Here is a 16,878-nt window from a genome sequence, read left to right as displayed (position 1 = left end):
GTTTAATCCTTTCTCGAAACCGGGAAGAATTTTTTCAGCTCGGCCAACTTCGGCTGATCGTTAAACACATTATCCGGGTAATAACCGATATGCTTGGCGCCGTGTTTTTTCAATAACTCGAATTGCTCGGTAAACACCGGCATCGCAATATCCTGCTTGGTTTTCCAATTAACCGCCTGCAATTCGAACACCATCTTGTCCAATCCGTCCGGATATTGCGCGGTCTTTTCCACCAACTCTATCAACCACTGCTTGGGATTTTCCGCCTCTTCCATGAAAGGCATCGCTTCCACCGCCACGTAGTCGTAATGCTTTAAAAACGCCGGGAAAGACTGCGCATACCATTCTTCGCTATAAGGCTTTAGCAGCGGCAAAGAGTAAAAATTGCGGGCGGTTTTGATATAGGGCCGATAGAACCGGACTTTGTCGGTCAAATAATCGGTAAACTGACCGATCAACTCGGTTTTGTGCTGCGCCCAACGCAAGCGTAACTCGCTGGATGCGTGGATCTTGTCGAACTCGGCCGGCATGCCCCAGACGTTACGACTGAAGTCCATCGCCAACGGCGAGACGTCTTCAAAATCCGACAAAATCCCGTCGTCGTGAAACAGAATGCCGTTAAAGTCGCAATGTTTGGCCAGGTCTTCGTAAATTTCGCCGACAAACTGCCGGGCTTCCGGGTTAAACGGCGACAAACGGGTATAGATATGCCGGGACAACTGCGGTTCGCCGTCGCGCCATTCTTTCACGTACCATTTCAGCGGCACATCGGCTTTATAGGCCATGATCGGCATCCAGGCATACACTCTGACGCCTGCCCGCGTGCGCAATTGCAAGGTCACATGATTAAACATGTCCCGGCGCACCGGCAGATGCCGATTAGGGAAATACAGCTTGTCGGCATTACCGTCGCCGTCCGGGTCGGAATAGGCTTGCAGATAAACTGTATTAGCGCCGCTGGCTTTAATTCTCTCCACCACCAAGGCCAAATTCTTCTCAGTCTGCTCTTCGTCATCGTCGTAGATGTAATCCATATCCACGTGCGCGACCCGCAACTCCTGGCCCACGCGCTGATTTTTGACGATCTCCCCGAACTGCTTGGCATTGACATCGTCGGTGATCATCATCCGCTTCATCACATACGCATCGGCGAGGGTATTGGCACCGTCGTTCAGGCCCATGGTTAGACGCATGCCGGCCAATTTCGTTGCTTCCAGCGCGATGGCGTTATATTCGCCGTAAGGCCACACCATCACCCGCGGCCGCTTGCCCAAAATCTGAAACAAACGCTCGGAGCTTTTATCCACTTCCTGGAAAATCCGTTTGCGATAGTCTTCGTCTTTCTCGTATTCATCGTACTCGTTGCTGTACAAACGCGAAGTCACCGCGCTTTGCTGATTGCCTTGCGGATTGGCGACGATGCCGTGATGTAAATCATAGGTGTGCGAGGCAATCTCGACCAGACCGCTGTCCGCCACTTCGCGAATCTGCGCCGGCGTCATTAACGGTTTAACGCCGGGCACATTCTGCTGCTCCAGCCAAGAACCGACTACCGCCAAGGTGGCCGGATACTTGTATTTTTTCAGCAAAGGCATGGCCCGGGTATAAAAACTCAGGTAGCCGTCGTCAAAGGTCAACATCACGGCTTTAGTCGGCAACACCTTGTCGCCCTTCATGCAATCCAGCAAATCCTGGACGCTGATCACGTGATAGTTGTTCTGCTTTAACCAGGCAAAATGATCGGCCAAATGGTCTTTGTTGACCGCGATCCGATCAAATGGCGGCACCCGCTCTTCTTCTTCGAGAATGTCGTGATAATTTAATACCAGAAAGCTGGAGTTACCCGAATCGGCGGCCAGCAAGGGCCCTGACAACAAACAGAAAAAGACAAAAATTACGCGAGCAACAATGTGCATATTCATTAATTTAAGCGGGAAAAGAAACTGGAAACAGCTGGTTCTCAGTGTTAAAAAAGACCAGAATTGGCCGGCGCATTTTACCCGAATCATCAGGCTAGGCCCGTTTTATTTGTCCCTGCGACGCACTGTCGCAGGCCTAGGCAAACGTTAAAACCAACCTGCCACTGCGGCCTTCAATACCCGCTTAGCCATACCCGTAACAAAAAGCCGGAACGGGCATCCGCCCACAAACTTCATAACGTTCGAAAAAAACTGGTTATGATTGAATAAAAACCTCATCCAATTCATTGCCCGTTTAACTGCGTGCGTATCGGGCCATGCGACCTACCCGGAGAATTCATGCAAAAACCCTCGCTAGCAAATTATTGGCGGCAAGACCTTACCGCCGGCTTTTTGGTGTTCCTGATCGCCTTGCCCTTGTGTCTGGGTATCGCCGTCGCCTCGGGCTTTCCACCGATGGCCGGCATCATTTCCGCCATCGTCGGTGGCTTGCTGGTATCGCGCATCGGCGGCGCGCAATTAACCATCACCGGCCCGGCAGCCGGCTTGATAGTGGTGATTCTGACCTCCGTGCAAACCCTCGGCGACGGCGATGCAATGGCCGGCTACCGCTACACCTTGGCGGCCATCGTCATCGCCGGCGCCCTGCAAACCGTGCTGGGTTACTTCAAAGCCGGCCGCTTGGCGGCGTTTTTCCCGGCCTCGGTAGTACACGGCATGCTCGCTGCGATTGGCATGATCATCATCAGCAAACAGTTACCGGTGATGGCCGGCGTGCAAAGCCAAGGTGCCAGTATACTGTCCGGCATCGTGGCATTGCCGCATAGCCTGATTTACTTTATGCCACAAATCGGCTTGATCGCACTGGCCGGTATCGTGGTGCTGGTCGGCTGGCCGCAGATTCACCAGCCTTTGCTGCGCAAGATTCCGGCGCCGATTATCGTCATCGCCTCCGGCATCCTGCTCGGCCATCTATTCCAGCTCGACCAATTGCAGCCGGGCGAAGCGTTCATCGTTCCTAAAGATGTTTTGTTTGCATCGCATTTTCTGGTGACTTTCCCGGACAGTCTGTTGGCCAGTTTTTACCTGCCGGATTTTGGCAAGCTGAGCGCCTTGGCTTTTTGGGAAAGCGTGATTTCAATCTGTCTGGTGGGCAGCCTTGAAAGCCTGCTCAGCGCCGCCGCCGTCGATAAACTCGACCCGGAAAAACGCTACTCCGACTTAAACAAGGAACTGCGCGCAGTCGGTATCGGCAACGTGGTGTCCGGCATGATCGGCGGCTTGCCGATGATTGCGGAAATCGTCCGCAGCTCAGCCAACATCGACGCCGGCGGCCGCAGCAGCTGGGCTAATTTTTTTCACGGCGGCTTCGTCTTGCTGTTTGTGTTGCTGTTTCCAGACTTGATCTCGACCATACCGTTGGCTTCGCTGGCCGCGCTACTGGTTTATACCGGCTATCGCTTGGCTTCGCCGCAAGCCTTTGCCAAAAGCATGGATCTGGGCAAGGAACAACTGGCTTTGTTCGTGATTACCATTCTCGCGATTCTGGCCACCAATCTGTTAGTCGGCGTGCTGATCGGCATCGCCGCCAAATTGTTGCTGCACATCGGCCGCGGCGTGCCCTTGGGTAATTTGCTGTCTATATCTTTTAAACTGCAAGCCAACGGACCAAACAGCTGGATTGTTAAAGTCAGCGGTGCGGCTTTGTTCTCCAACTTTCTGGCCTTAAAAAGCCAGGTAGCCAGCCTGGCCGACGGCCAAACCGTGATCTTCGATTTAAGCGCCACCGACTTGATCGACCACACCGTGATGGAGTTTATCGCCCATTACCGGGAAGACTATATCGCTCGCGGCGGACGCTGCGAAATTCATGGGCTGGCCGACCTGGAATCCTTGGGCGACCATGCTTTAGCCGCTAGACAGCGTAGATAAATATCGGCTTGTGCCTATCCATCAAACGCAGTAAATCCTGACCCGGCACGGATGCTGGGGTCAAAATGCCAAGTGTGTCCGGCGCCAATACCTGCGTATTCCGAATCTCTATATAAAGCCCCTAAACATGACCGAAGCCACCATCACCTGCCCCAATTGCAGCACGCAAGTACCGTTGACCGAATCGCTGGCCGCGCCGCTAATTGCTGCCACCCGTAAACAGTTTGAGCAACAGCTACAACAAAAAGACCAAGCGATTGCCTTGCGCGAACAGGGTATCAAAGATCAGGAAAAACAACTGGCCGAAGCCAAGCGCGGCCTGGACGATCAAGTCGCAGAGCAAGTTGCCAAGCAACTGCAAGCCGAGCGCCAGCGGGTGATCGAGGAAGAAACCCGTAAAGCCAAACAAGCCGCTGCCGCCGAACTGGAACACAAGAACCGCGAATTAGCCGACTTGCACGAAGTGTTGAAAGTTCGCGACGCCAAACTGGCCGAAGCCCAGCAAGCCCAAGCCGAGTTGATTAAAAAGCAGCGCGAACTGGACGACGCCAAACGCGAGCTGGAACTGACCATCGAAACGCGCGTGCAAACCAATCTGGCTGAAGTGCGCAGCCAAGCTAAACGCGAAGCCGAGGAAGGCCTGAAACTGCGGGTGATGGAAAAGGACCAAACCATCGCCTCGATGCAGCAAAAAATCGAGGAACTGAAACAAAAAGCCGAACAAGGCTCGCAGCAACTGCAAGGCGAAGTGCAGGAACTGGAATTGGAAAACCTGCTGCGCGCCAAGTTTCCGTTCGACAATATCGAACCGGTTGCCAAGGGCGAATTCGGCGGCGACGTGTTGCAACGGGTCAACGGCCCGAACGGCACCCCGGCCGGCAACATTTTGTGGGAATCCAAGCGCACCAAAAACTGGAGCGACGGCTGGCTGGTCAAACTGCGCGAAGACCAGCGCGCCGCCAAGGCCGAACTGGCGGTCATCGTCAGCCATGCCTTGCCCAAGGACGTGGAAACCTTCGACGTCATCGACGGCGTTTGGGTCACCGCGCCGCGCGCCGCATTGCCGGTCGCCACCATCCTGCGCCACACCCTGCTGGAAATCGGCCTGGCCCGCCTCGCCGCCGAAGGCCAGCACGGCAAAACCGCTTTGGTCTACGAATATTTAACCGGCCCGCGCTTTCGGCAACGGGTCGAAGCCATCGTCGAAGCCTTCTCCACCATGCAGGAAGACCTGGACAAGGAGCGCAAAGCCATCCTGAAGCAATGGGCCAAACGCGAAGCGCAAATCGAGCGGGTGATGAATGCCACGGTCGGCATGTACGGCGACTTGCAAGGGATTGCCGGCAAATCGTTACAAGAAATCGAAGGCTTGGAGATGCGGGCGTTAGAGATGGATGGGGAATTGGAGTGACCTATCGACCAGCCTGTCGATCTGGTTTCCAAGCTCCGGCTTGGGAACCAGAGGAGTATAGAAATTCACAGAATTGACCCGAATATAAAACCATGTTTATACTCACGTTTAAACATTCCAGAGAAACATCATGACCGAAGCCATACTCGACATCAAACAATGGGGTAACAACCTGGGCGTGCGCTTACCGGCGGCCATTGCCAAAGCAGCCCATTTGCACAACCATCAACGAGTACGGGTATCCGTTGAAGATGACAAGGTGATTATCACCCCGTTAGCCGACGAAGCTTTAACGTTGGAACAACGTTTGGCCCGTTTCGATCCCGAGCGGCACGGCGGCGAAGTCATGGCAACCGCAGAAGCAATCGGTGCCGAACGTTGGTAAGCCACAAGCAAACAGCGGCCTGGGTACCGGAAAGGCGAGACATCATCTGGATCGATTGCAATCCGCAAGTCGGCCAGGAAATGCGCGACATCCATCCGTTTTTAGTGCTTTCGCCAAGCATTTTCAACGAAAAAACCTCGCTGGTGATCGGCCTGCCAATGACAACTGCCGCCTATAACGCTGACAATCCATTTGCGGTCGCTGTCGGCAAAGCCAGCGGCCGCAAAGCCCAACAAACCAGCTATGTGCTCTGCCACCAACCCAAATCCTTTGACTGGCGCTTGCGCAGAGCCAAACCGCATCCGCTTAAGGTCTTGCCGGGCGATTTGTTCACTCAGGTTTGCGAGCGACTGAATCAGATTATTCAGATTGGTTCGGGCTAATCTATCGATGAGCCTTGTCGAGCCGGCTAGGGCTCTGGTTCCCAAGCTCCGGCTCTCATCGTTATACACATCTCATTGCGAGATCCTGTTGAGCATTGAGGGCGATGACAAAATCGCGCAAGCGCTGTAAGCCGATCCACATGGCCTTGGCACCCTGGACCATCGTGTTTGCGGGCAAAATAACCGCCTAAGCTTGCAATCAGTCGGATTACCTCACCGAGGCGCGGTGGCGTGAGCGGTGGTGGACAGCGCTTGACGACGATATAAGCCGCTCGCCACTCCTGCGGATCGAAAATAATCTCGCAATCCATGTCCGGCGCTGCGCGCGCGAGCATCAGGCTGAATAACACCCGCCAGGCAATAACCATATAGAGCGCCAAACAAGGTAGTAGCCGTTCTTCCGATTCCAGATGTAGCCGCTTGATCTGGCAACCGCTCTTCAATACATGGAAGTACACTTCGATACACCAGCGCACGCCATACCACGCCACCACCGTAGTCGCTTGCTCGAAACTCGCCACAGGCAAACTGGTCAGCAGGAGCCATTCCAAGGGTTCCTTGCCGGCTGGCGGCGTCTCTTCGCGCGCCAGCACCGCGTTGATGCTCAATGCCGGCAGTCGATACCCAATACGCGTTGGCGGCTTGAGGGGCACCGTGGCGGCGCGTACCGTGATATGCGCCAGTCGCGCTGCACGGTTCGGCCGCGACTTGACATTAACCTCGGTATAACCCATGACCGGCGCTTGATCCAGGGCCGACCATAGCCATTTCGCCGCATTTTCCGGCTCGACCAGAAGGTCTCGGTTCTGCGTCGCCCGAACAATCCATTCAGCGCGAGCAGTCGGCGCATAGTCTTGGTATTCGACAAACCATTCGTAAATGTCGCCCTCGCGGTCGGCGAGATTGACCAATAAACTGTCCGGCATTTGCGCCTGTAAGGCACAGCTATCCTGATAGCTTTCGAGCCAGTGCCGACTTTCTTTTTCGTCCACGCCTTTGTGCCGCCGCGCTTGTCGCGGGCTGGCGCCGTCACGCGCCCAATACGCTGCCTTGACGACACCCAAGCAAATCCGCGACGGCGTAAAGGCGATGGTCGGATGTAGTCGGCGCGCATGTTTCGCCATCTCTTTCAAAGTACCGAGACCTTTTGGCCCCAAACAAATGTTTTCGTCGTACTCCGTCGTGTCCTGCGCCAGCAATACGACCGGGCTGCTCTTCATCCGTTCGACCGTGGCATCTCGATGCGGCGCCAGTATCTTTTTGAAAGTCGCCTTATCATTGTCGAAAAACCGGTAAGCGCCCATCGTCTCCTTCCAGCCGCCACAGGCCGCCGGGATGCTGAGCTGGGGATGTTCGCCTAATCGCTCCAGTAACAGTGCCAATCGTTTATTCAGGCGCCGATCTTCCAAATCAGCGGTTTGTACTTCTTCTTCGGCCCAATTGCTCATCGCTGTTCTCCATCATCTATATGCCTCATGCCTCATGCCTCATGCCTCCTGGTAGTTTAGTCGTTGGGAGACTTGTGTATAACGATGAGCGCTGGAGCTTGGGAACCAGAGGCCTAACCAGAGGCCTAAGGATCGGATTACATTCAGCAGTTTAAAGCAACAAAACTACAGTATTTGAGCCATGAGTAGCACGCTCTGGAGACCAGCCAGTGTCAGTGGTCGAGAGCTTCTGCGCGATGGCGCAACGGCTGAGGTAAAACCAAGCACTTGTTTTCCATTTGGTTTATTCCTAAGCTAGCCGGCTATTTATCTGCATAGAAGACAGCCAATGCGCGGCATACACACGGAATCGAAAAAAGAATTTTACGACGTCGTCGTTATCGGCGCGGGCATCGGCGGGCTGAGTACCGGCGCATTGCTAGCCAAAACCGGTAAGTCGGTGTTGCTGGTGGAAAGGCACGACAGGCCGGGCGGCTACGCGCATGGCTTTAAGCGCCGCCACTTTCATTTCGATGCCGGTGTGCATCTGGTCAGTGGTTGCAGCCCGGAAGGCTATGGCAACGGCAGCACTATGAATAAGATTTGCCGGGCGGTGGGCATAGATCCGGAGGAACTGTTTATCCCCGTACCATCATACGCCCGAGCGGTTTTTCCGGATTTCGAAATCCCGTTGCGAGCCGGCGAAGCGGCGTTCGTAGCCGGCTTAACCGAAAATTTTCCGGCAGAAAAGGAAGGTCTGCTGGCGTTGATCCGCCTGTGCAAAGTCCTGGCGGAAGAAGCCATGCTGGCCGAGGAAGTGTTGTCCCAAAGTAAGGCAACGCGGGTTTCGCCGATGCAAATGCTGGGCAATTTATTCCGCTACCGGCGCACCACGCTGGCCGAGGCGCTGGACGAATTTCTGGTGGATGCCCGCCTGAAAAGCGCTTGCGCAATGCTGTGGCCTTACTTGGGTTTACCGCCGTCGCAACTGTCTTTCCTGTATTGGGCGTCGATGATGGCCGGTTACACCTACGAAGGCGGCTATTACTGCCGGGGCAGTTTCCAAAATTACGCCAATCAACTGGCCGCCGCCATCGAAAACCAAGGCGGCGAAGTTTTGCTGAATGCTAGCGTGCGGCGGATTTGTGTCGAAGCCGGTAAAGCTTGCGGCATTGTTTTGGAAAACAGCCAGGTAATCCGGGCCGAAACGGTTATTTCCAATATCGACATTCGCCAAACCGCCGAATTGTTGATCGGCCCGGAGCACTTGCCAAGCGGGTATGGCGAAGGCTTGGCAAAGCTGTCACCGTCTTTGTCGATTTTCGCCTGCTATATCGCCACCGACCTACCGATCTCGGAACAAGACCACGCCCATGAAGGGTTTTTCTTTGAAACGTTCGACCACGAAGCCAGCTATGCCTGCAGCCAATCCGGCCAGAGCAATTGGTTTTCCGCAACCCTGCCCTCCTTCGCGGACTCCTCCTTGGCGCCGCCCGGACAAAGCATCATGATGCTGACCACCTTGTGTCCGTTTGACGTAGGCGAATCCTGGCGCATCGCCAAAAGCGACTTTCAGCAGCGTTTGCTGGAAAAAGCCGAACGGCATTTTCCCGGATTGAACGACCATTTGTTGGTCGTGGAGTCCGGCTCACCGCGCACCCTGGAGCGCTACACTCTAAACCACCAAGGCGCTGCCTATGGTTTTGCGCCCACCCCGGATCAGATTGGCCCGAACCGGCCAAGTGTAGTCGGCGCCCTGCCCGGCTTGTTCCACACCGGCCATTGGACCCGGCCAGGTGGTGGGGTAGCCGGTGTCAGCGTCTCCGCCTTACTCGCCGCGCAGGCGGTACTGGGTATCGCTAAGCAAGCAGATTTTTGGAAAACCTTAAGGATTGACGACTAAGGGCTTAGGGCATTTATTCTGCACGGGAAATAAGCGCCTGCATCTTCGCCAGTTTCGGCGATACCACCGGCACCGTCAGCATCGTACTGAGGACGGCCATTAGCAACAGCGCGGTAAAAGTTTCACTGCTAATGATTTGTTTATCCAGCAACACATTGGCAAAAATAATCATGATCAAGGCTTTGGTTTGCAGCAACCAACCAATCAAAGACGCCTCGCCGCGCTGCCATTTCAGGATTTTTCCAGCCAGATGAATACCCAGCAATTTGCCGAACACCGACACCAATAGCAATAAGCCGGCAACCACCAACACCGCAGCCCCACCCATCGCCCAATTGGTTTTCAAGCCGGCACTAATAAAATACACCGGCATCACGGTCAGCAATAAATGGTGACGCAACAAGTCCATCTGCGCTTGATTGAACCAATGGCCATCCAAGATGGCGCCGGCCAAAAACGCCCCCACCATGAAATGCAGTCCGGCCCAGTCGGCGGCAAAGCCTGTCGCCGCCAAGGCGATGATGCCGACATACCAGCGGTCACGCTCAGGGAGCCAGGCCATCAGTTTGCGAATCCCGTAAGCGCTGATCGCAAAACCTAACAAAAACGCACCCTGCCGGCCTACCCGGTCCCAATCCAACAGAATCAAAGCCAGTACAGCCCAAATTGCAATATCGTCCATGCTGGCGTAACGCAAGATACGCTGGCCGATGGGCTGCCGCAGCACTGCCAATTTTTCCATCAGCAAAATCAAGATCGGCAACGCTGTCACTGCGCAAGACATGCCAATCCCCAACACGAATTGCCAAGGCATGGCCTTGGCGCCCATCCAACCCGGAAATAGCAGCATCCCCAACGCCGCAACACAACCTAAACCCAAGGGCACACCCAAGGCCAAGCCCGCCGTGATACTGGTTTCCAGCCGGTGTTGCCAGGCTTGCCGCAAGTCCAACTCGATGCCGGCCACCCAGACAAACAGCATCACCGACCACCAGGCGATGCCGTTCAGAGCTTGTATGACCTGGGTATTGAAAACAAACGCATAATAATCGGGAAATGCGCTGCCCAAGATGCCCGGCCCCAACAAAATCCCGGTGATGATTTGCACCACCACCAAGGGTGCGAAATAATCGGTCCGACCGATTCGCCAAATGAGGTACGGCAAGCTGTAGATGATGGTCAGGGCGATCAGAAATACTTCAGTGGTGTTCATAGTGCCAATCGTTTGGAGTCAGTCGCGTAAGGCGGGTATTATGGCAAATTTACCGCCGATGAACCGATGCAAGCCATTGCTTAGTACAGTGGCTTCGACAAAATTAAATCCACCCCACCCTTAGTCCCGATTTTCTTACACAGGCACAACAGCATGTCACAATCTGAACGTTTCGATGCCGCCGTCATCGGCGGCGGTCCCGCCGGTACCAGCGCGGCAATCATCTTGGCCAAAGCGGGCAAGCACGTGGTGCTGTTCGAGCGCTCACGCTTTCCACGCTTTCAAATCGGCGAATCCTTGTTGCCGGCTTGCTGGGAGCTTTGGCGGCGGCTGGGCGTGACGGAAAAAATCGAAGCCGAAGGTTTTACCGTCAAGCAAGGCGCAAACTTCGGCATGTTCAATCAAAAACCCGATGTATTGCTGCTGACAGCGGAATATCCGGGGTATTTCGAACGGCCCTATACCTATCACGTCGAGCGCGCCCGCTTCGATGAAATTTTGCTGGAGCATGCCGCCGAATGCGGCGTTGATGTGCGGCGGGAGTGGGCGGTGGCCGACGTATTATTCGACGGCAAACAAGCGATTGGCGTGAGCGCCGGCCGGAACGGCTCCAACCCGGCGCCCATTCATGCTTCAGTGGTCATCGACGCTTCAGGGCGCGAGTCGTTAATCGCCCGCAAGTTAAACTGGCGACGCCCCTTACCGGAATTGAATAAAATCGCCCATTTTGCCCATTTCAAAGGCGGCTTTCGCCGCGACCCGCACGGTTTTATCAATTTTGGAGACGTGATAGACGGTTCGGTCACCACCGACATTCATACCATTGATGGCGGCTGGATTTGGTACATTCCGTTACGCGACGACATCGTCAGCGTCGGCGCGGTGTTGGATACCCGCTTTGCGAAAAGCTTGGGCGATTCGCCGCAACAGCGCTTCGAGGCCGCCATTCAAAGCTGCGAGTGCGTGCGAGAGTGGCTGGCCGACGCAGAGCAAGCCATGGACATCAAAACCATTTCATCCATTGGCTATATGAACGAACGTTTTCACGGCGACGGCTTTATGCTGGTGGGCGATGCGTCGATGTTTGTCGATCCGGTATTTTCCGCCGGGGTGACGCTGGCGATGCGTAGTGGGGTTTACGCGGCCGACGCGGCGCTGGAGGGTTTTGCCAACGGCGACGATTTCAGTGCCGCGCGTTTCAGTCATTACGAAGCCCGCATCCGCGAACCGATGGGGCGGATCTTTCAAATGATCTACAACTGGTACCGAATTCTGGAACAAAAAGACGCCAACAATATCATCCTACGTTCCCGGCAAAGCCCCATGCTGCGCGAACGCTTTATTGTCTTGCTTTCCGGTGGTTATGACATGGTCAGCATGAAACAAATTCTGGAGGCCGGTCAGGAACCGAGTTCTACGTATTTGATTTCTTGAACTTGATTGGCGTTTAAGTCGGCCAATTAAAAGACGCCCAAATATCCAAAGCTTACTAAGCTCCGTGCAGCTAGCCGCGTAACGTTAAGGCGATCTTAATATTGCCGGCTAAAATGACTTCGCCAACGGTTTTAAAACGTTGGCAACCTAATAACGACACTACCGAGGCACACATGAACAACATCAACACATTTTTACTATCGGGCGCGTTGCTGGCATTTTTTGGCTTGGCGCAACCCTGCTTCGCCGGCATCGAAACCCCGCGCATCGACCAGCGCCAGGAAAATCAGGAAAGACGCATTGAGCAGGGCGAGGCGTCCGGCGCCTTGACCGACCGCGAAGCCAACCGTTTGGAACACCAACAAATGCGCATAGAACACCAAGAAGCCGCAGCGAAAGCTGATGGCGTGGTCACTGCCGGCGAACGAGCCCGATTGACCCATCAACAAAACAAAGCCAGCCGCAATATCGCTCGTAAGAAGCATAATTTAAGACGGGATTAACCCAGCGCAATTCAGCCCGGTTCGGCGTTCCCGCGAATACGGGAACGCAGTAAAATCAAAAACCAGGAACCCAGTATCTCGGTGCGCTTTAAAATGGACCTAAAGTAAAAACTACACCTAATAGCCGGATACTTCGCCTGTTTAAGCTTCGCCTTTCATCAAATTCAGCAGTTCATCAGCCGACACTTTGCCGCTAATATCCGCGCCATCCAACAAGCTGTCGGCCAAATCGCGTTTATGGCTGTGCAGTGCGACGATTTTTTCTTCTATGGTATTTTTGGCGATCATCCTATAGATCGTCACCGGCCGCTGTTGGCCCATGCGGTGTGCGCGGTCTGAGGCTTGGTCTTCCACCGCCGGATTCCACCAAGGGTCCATATGAATCACATAGTCGGCGGCGGTCAGATTTAAACCCACGCTCCCAGCCTTCAGGCTGATCAGGAACAATTCGCCATCGCCGCGCTGAAAGGCGTCTACCCGTTGCTGGCGCTCTTTGGCCGGCGTACTGCCGTCCAGATATTGATAACGAATGCCGCGCTGTTCAATGTAGTTTTTAATCAATTGCAAATGGTCGACAAACTGGCTGAACACCAGAGCCTTGTGCTTGTTATCCAGCAATTCGTCGACGATGTCACCGAACGCCGCCAGCTTGCTGCTGGGCAAAGCCACCGCGGCGTTGGCCAACAAGGTATTGCAGCAACTACGGCGCAATTTGCTGATCGCCGCCAGAATCTGTAATTGTTTTTGCCCGGCCGGTGCATCGGCACTGTTCAAGGCCGCCAGACTATCCCGGCGCAAGGCTTCGTAGAAGGCCATTTCCTCGCTGCTCAGCTCGACATAGATCGGGATTTCGGTACGCGGCGGCAACTCCTGCAATACCTGGGTTTTGGTGCGGCGCAGAATAAAAGGCTGGATCAATTTCTTCAGTTGGAAACGGGCCTCGGCACTGCGGTCGCGTTCGATAGGGCCGGCAAAGCGTTGATTGAACTGTTCCAATGAACCCAATAAACCGGGATTGATAAACCTGAACAAATTCCAAAGCTCGCCCAAATGGTTTTCCAAGGGCGTGCCGGTCATGATCAATTTAAACTCGGCTTGCAGATTCATCGCCCCCTGCGAACGGCGGGTGGCGATATTTTTAATCCATTGCGCCTCGTCGAGGATCACGGTCTGGAACTGGATTTTCGCCAACATCTCAGCAACTTGTTCCTGTTGCAGCAAGCCGTAACTGCAAATCAGTAAATCGTAAGGCCCCAGGTTATCCAGCAAGCGCTGCCGATCACCGCTACCGAGAATTTGCGGATGCAGCGTCGGCGCAAACCGGCTGGCTTCGTTTTCCCAATTCATGCATACCGAAGTCGGTGCGACAATCAGGCTGGGGCCGTTCGGGGCGCGGTCAACCAGCAGGGCCAAACCTTGCACCGTCTTGCCCAAGCCCATATCATCCGCCAGACACGCGCCGACGCCCCAGCGAGCCAGGCGCGCCAACCAGCGATAGCCGTCCATTTGATAGTCGCGCAATTCGGCTTGAAAAGTAGACGGTACTTTAGGCTGATAGTCTCGCGACTCTTTCAGGCGTTGCATGTGTGCTTGCCAATGTTTATCGGCTTTGAAGCCGGCCTCGTCCTGCCAGTCTTCCAGCGTCAGGGCAGCCAAGGGATTGATCCGGACTTTCTTGCCGTGCAGATCCGCGTAGGCGCGTAAATCGTCGAGCCGGCGGCGAAACTCTTCAGTCAAAGCAATGAATTGACCGTCCTGCAATTTCAAGAAGCGGCCTTCGCGATTGTTCAATAAACCCAGCAATTGCTGGATTTCGATGACGGTATCTTCATTGACCTGCAACTCGCCTTGCAAGGCAAACCAATCGTTGTCGCGCTTGATTTGCATGCTAAAGCCGCTACCGTTGGTTTGCCCCAACAACCGAAACCGAACGCCTTCCGGCCATTCCAATATCGCTTGCTCGGCTGGCAACGCCTGTAATTGCAACAGCAGCTCCAGACATTGTTCAGGTTGATCCAGCAAATAATCGCCGGCGCCATCGCGTTCCGCCTGCTCCAACACGTCGCAAGCCTGCAAAATAGCTTGCGCGCGCTGTTTTTCCAAAGCCAGATCGCGTTTGGTCTGGCAATGGCGTCCGTCGATTTCGGCCAACACACTTTCGCCGCCATGCCCAGGTTGATAATAGGCGCCGCCGCTGGCGAACGGCCGGATCAGCATCGCCACGCGCAGACCTTCGCCCCAGGGTAATAAATGCACGCGCGGGGTGGCGTCGGCCTGGACTTGCTCGGCGCTGCTGGAACTGCCGCCTATATCCGAATGTACGGTCAACAAGCCGGAAATACTGGTCAGAGTTTGCAAGACCCGGTCTTGCGCGGAGACCGGCGCCTCCAGGCCCTTGGCGCCCAATACCGCGAGGATTTTATGATGGTCGGCGGTGAACTCCAGCACGCGCAAGCGCGTGGGCGTTTCCTTGGCGACATAGAATTTTTGCTCATGTCCTGGCACGGGTTCCAGGCTGATTTTGATCTTGTCGCTACCAGCCAGTTTTTTCACCCGCAGTTCGGCTTCGCCCTTGACCACATCCACCCGCACTTCGGGCGCATCGGCCCAAAACAATAAAGGGTGACCCAGCAAGGCCTGCGGCATGCTATTGTCGAACTCAAAATAAGTGCCGCTGCCGTACCAGCCGCTATCGCGGTATTCCTTGATATGCGCGCACAGCTTAATATCCTGTTCGGTTAAATAGTCAAACTTGTTGGTTTCGTGCGCCAACCGTTTCAAGGCAATCGCCCTGCCCTTACTCCAGCCGCCTTTGGCTTGTTGTTTTTGTTCGCGCGGCTCGATGTCCAGATGATGGCTAATGTCATCGTAACTCAACAACCAGACCAAGCGCGTTGGTTTGTCGATAAGCGCGGCGGTATCGGCTTTTTTTTCCGCCTTGGGCAAATTTAATAAGGCATCCAGTGCCAAGTCCCAATCCGGGCGGCTGGCAAACAAATCCGCCAACGCCGGCCTGGCATCGAAAAAGCTGCAATCCCATTGCAGGGAACGCGGCGGCTCTATATGGGTAAAGATCTTGGCTAATTCGGCGGCCGGCCAACGATAGCCGTTGTCCAGCAGATGCCGGTACAGCTTTTGACTCAGTGGCGTGACATGATTGAATTGATCGGCTTTAACCCAAAATTTGATCAGGGTTAAAAACACGTGCAGCAGTAATGGCGGGGTAAGCAAGGTATCCGGGTAGCCGCTTTCCCGATAACCGCTACTGATTTTATAGGTCAAATCGGTGTTTAACAGTTGCTCCCGCAATGACAAATCACCTTGTAAAAAACGCTGAAACAAGGCCAACTGATGATAAATGCCCAACCAATAATTGTCGGCTTTGATCGCTTGATTGATCAGTGTGCTGAGTTTGGCGCGTTGTTTGGCGTCATTATTTTTCAGGATGGCCAGGGGGTAAAACACCCCTGCCAAACCGTAAAAATAAGCAGTGCGTTGTCCGGAAATCTTGCGTAGCTGTGCCAAAGCGCCCTCGAAACGGCTGACCGCTGCCGCGTAATCGCCGCGCAGAAAAATCAATGTCGCCGCAAGCGCTTGCAGCTCAGGATCATTTTGATCTGCGACCTTTTGCTCGACTGCATCCCAGTCACCCCGCAGCAAGCGTAACTCCAAAGCGACGCGGTTCAACAATTCTTGCTGCACACCCTGGCTAACGAACAACAACTGCTCTAAAAAACCATCCAATTTTTCGTCGGCATACAGATACAGCAGTTGATGTAAGCCCGAAAATCCGGCCAGCCCCAGCAATAACTGCGGATGATGGGCGGTAAACCAAGCGACATCCAACGGGTTTAAAAACCAGGACAGATAAAGTTCATTAACCGGCGGCAGTTTGCCCAAGTAGTGGGCACCGGATTCCAGGCACTCGTCTACTTTGGCGTAATCGCCGCGATAAAACTGGATCCGCGCTTCGCGAATGCAGTCGTCCACGGTGCTGTAACGATAGTAGCCATGGCCGGGCGGATTATTCATTTGTACGGCGCCGGCGAACAAATCAAACTCTTTGTCCTCGACCGCTTGGCGGGTCAGCACTTCCGCTAGGGTTCGGCAGCACCGGGTGCCGCCGGATTTGAGGTTTTCTTCCAGCAAACCGGCTTTGATCAGCGGCTTTAGCCGGGCTTTGACAGCTTCCGACTTAAGCGTTTTCTCACCCTCCCTGATACCCAAACTGCCCAGGCATTTCGCCAAATTGATCAGCGAACTATAGCCGTAATAAACCGCCAGCAACTTCATAATAACCTGTTGCTCTGGGGTTAATGTTCGAAAAGTTTTAAGGCGTTCGACTAAACGAGAAGATTGCATGATTCC

10 protein-coding genes and 1 pseudogene are annotated in these 16,878 nt (G+C 54.5%); 7 read left to right on the top strand and 4 right to left on the bottom strand.

Translation table 11 applies throughout. The annotated features are described in order from the left end of the window. Positions 1–2: 2 nt before the first annotated feature. Complete coding sequence (gene pgaB / locus ACMXD4_RS09725) at positions 3–1,922, bottom strand: poly-beta-1,6-N-acetyl-D-glucosamine N-deacetylase PgaB (protein ID WP_415880620.1); 1,920 nt, start codon at positions 1,920–1,922, stop codon at positions 3–5. A gap of 336 nt (positions 1,923–2,258) precedes the next feature. Here pgaB and ACMXD4_RS09720 point away from each other — a divergent pair, with 336 nt between their 5' ends. The 4 genes from ACMXD4_RS09720 (at position 2,259) to ACMXD4_RS09705 (ending at position 6,030) form a co-directional block, all read left to right on the top strand. Beyond that, a complete protein-coding gene (locus ACMXD4_RS09720) occupies positions 2,259–3,851 on the top strand; it encodes a SulP family inorganic anion transporter (protein ID WP_415880619.1) in 1,593 nt (530 codons plus the stop codon). Positions 3,852–3,978: 127 nt separating this feature from the next. Then, positions 3,979–5,262, top strand: a complete 1,284-nt coding sequence (locus ACMXD4_RS09715; RefSeq protein WP_415880618.1) for a DUF2130 domain-containing protein — start codon at positions 3,979–3,981, stop codon at positions 5,260–5,262. Between the two features lie 130 nt (positions 5,263–5,392). Beyond that, entirely contained in the window at positions 5,393–5,647 is a 255-nt protein-coding gene (locus ACMXD4_RS09710; RefSeq protein ID WP_415880617.1) for an AbrB/MazE/SpoVT family DNA-binding domain-containing protein, read from the top strand. Next, positions 5,641–6,030 carry a type II toxin-antitoxin system PemK/MazF family toxin gene (locus tag ACMXD4_RS09705; RefSeq protein WP_415880616.1) on the top strand — a complete coding sequence of 130 codons (390 nt, stop codon included), beginning with the start codon at positions 5,641–5,643 and terminating at the stop codon, positions 6,028–6,030. Before ACMXD4_RS09710 ends, ACMXD4_RS09705 begins: the two co-directional genes overlap by 7 nt. Positions 6,031–6,091: 61 nt before the next feature. Here ACMXD4_RS09705 and ACMXD4_RS09700 read toward each other — a convergent pair. Next, positions 6,092–7,478, bottom strand: a pseudogene (locus ACMXD4_RS09700) (IS4 family transposase). Positions 7,479–7,806: 328 nt separating this feature from the next. Here ACMXD4_RS09700 and ACMXD4_RS09695 point away from each other — a divergent pair. Beyond that, complete coding sequence (locus ACMXD4_RS09695; RefSeq protein ID WP_415880615.1) at positions 7,807–9,360, top strand: phytoene desaturase family protein; 1,554 nt, start codon at positions 7,807–7,809, stop codon at positions 9,358–9,360. Positions 9,361–9,373: 13 nt separating this feature from the next. Here ACMXD4_RS09695 and ACMXD4_RS09690 read toward each other — a convergent pair whose 3' ends face one another. Continuing rightward, positions 9,374–10,573, bottom strand: coding sequence for a cation:proton antiporter (locus tag ACMXD4_RS09690; protein ID WP_415880614.1), 1,200 nt, complete (start codon positions 10,571–10,573; stop codon positions 9,374–9,376). 153 nt (positions 10,574–10,726) lie between these two features. Between ACMXD4_RS09690 and ACMXD4_RS09685 the strand changes: the two genes are divergently transcribed. Together ACMXD4_RS09685 and ACMXD4_RS09680 are read left to right on the top strand one after the other, a co-directional pair. Next, on the top strand, positions 10,727–12,007 hold the full coding sequence (locus tag ACMXD4_RS09685) for an NAD(P)/FAD-dependent oxidoreductase (protein ID WP_171695682.1): 1,281 nt from the start codon (positions 10,727–10,729) through the stop codon (positions 12,005–12,007). 173 nt (positions 12,008–12,180) lie between these two features. After that, a complete protein-coding gene (locus ACMXD4_RS09680; RefSeq protein WP_033156530.1) occupies positions 12,181–12,510 on the top strand; it encodes a hypothetical protein in 330 nt (109 codons plus the stop codon). Between the two features lie 141 nt (positions 12,511–12,651). Here ACMXD4_RS09680 and ACMXD4_RS09675 read toward each other — a convergent pair whose 3' ends face one another. Then, positions 12,652–16,872, bottom strand: coding sequence for a DEAD/DEAH box helicase (locus ACMXD4_RS09675; RefSeq protein WP_415880613.1), 4,221 nt, complete (start codon positions 16,870–16,872; stop codon positions 12,652–12,654). Positions 16,873–16,878: the final 6 nt, after the last annotated feature.

This window comes from Methylomonas sp. TEB, from assembly GCF_047777895.1.
Lineage (GTDB): Bacteria > Pseudomonadota > Gammaproteobacteria > Methylococcales > Methylomonadaceae > Methylomonas.
Note: the sequence above shows the minus strand (reverse complement) of the source record. Positions and strands in the feature narration are given on the sequence as shown.

Excerpts from the sequence above, each read along its gene's own strand:
- pgaB (WP_415880620.1), bottom strand. The coding sequence starts at position 1,922 with ATGAATATGCACATTGTTGCTCGCGTAATTTTTGTCTTTTTCTGTTTG.
- ACMXD4_RS09720 (WP_415880619.1), top strand. The coding sequence starts at position 2,259 with ATGCAAAAACCCTCGCTAGCAAATTATTGGCGGCAAGACCTTACCGCC.
- ACMXD4_RS09715 (WP_415880618.1), top strand. The coding sequence starts at position 3,979 with ATGACCGAAGCCACCATCACCTGCCCCAATTGCAGCACGCAAGTACCG.
- ACMXD4_RS09710 (WP_415880617.1), top strand. The coding sequence starts at position 5,393 with ATGACCGAAGCCATACTCGACATCAAACAATGGGGTAACAACCTGGGC.
- ACMXD4_RS09695 (WP_415880615.1), top strand. The coding sequence starts at position 7,807 with ATGCGCGGCATACACACGGAATCGAAAAAAGAATTTTACGACGTCGTC.
- ACMXD4_RS09690 (WP_415880614.1), bottom strand. The coding sequence starts at position 10,573 with ATGAACACCACTGAAGTATTTCTGATCGCCCTGACCATCATCTACAGC.
- ACMXD4_RS09685 (WP_171695682.1), top strand. The coding sequence starts at position 10,727 with ATGTCACAATCTGAACGTTTCGATGCCGCCGTCATCGGCGGCGGTCCC.
- ACMXD4_RS09680 (WP_033156530.1), top strand. The coding sequence starts at position 12,181 with ATGAACAACATCAACACATTTTTACTATCGGGCGCGTTGCTGGCATTT.
- ACMXD4_RS09675 (WP_415880613.1), bottom strand. The coding sequence starts at position 16,872 with ATGCAATCTTCTCGTTTAGTCGAACGCCTTAAAACTTTTCGAACATTA.